The sequence below is a fragment of the Lactobacillus sp. W8174 genome (assembly GCF_016100975.1).
Classification (GTDB): Bacteria; Bacillota; Bacilli; order Lactobacillales; family Lactobacillaceae; genus Lactobacillus; species Lactobacillus juensis.
On the sequence record NZ_JACFRN010000019.1, the window covers coordinates 1 to 277 of the forward strand.

Here is a 277-nt window from a genome sequence, read left to right on the forward strand (position 1 = left end):
CTCGGTCGCTCTTTGGCAATCTCTTCTCTTTTGATTGTTTCTCGGTTTTTTCTTGGATTATATTCAGTTTTCAATGTACTAGCTCGTTTGGATCTTTCTCAGATCCAATGGAGGCTAACGGGTTCGAACCGATGACCTCCTGCTTGCAAAGCAGGTGCTCTCCCAACTGAGCTAAGCCCCCATGGTCTTCATTCAGATATGCTTTCTCTTTTCCTTGCCTATGGGCCTAAATGGACTTGAACCATCGACCTCACGCTTATCAGGCGTGCGCTCTAAC

General features: G+C 46.6%; 1 tRNA gene. It reads right to left on the reverse strand.

From position 1 onward, the window contains the following. Nucleotides 1-108 precede the first annotated feature (108 nt). A tRNA-Ala gene (locus H3U49_RS09815) sits at nucleotides 109-181 on the reverse strand. Nucleotides 182-277: the final 96 nt, after the last annotated feature.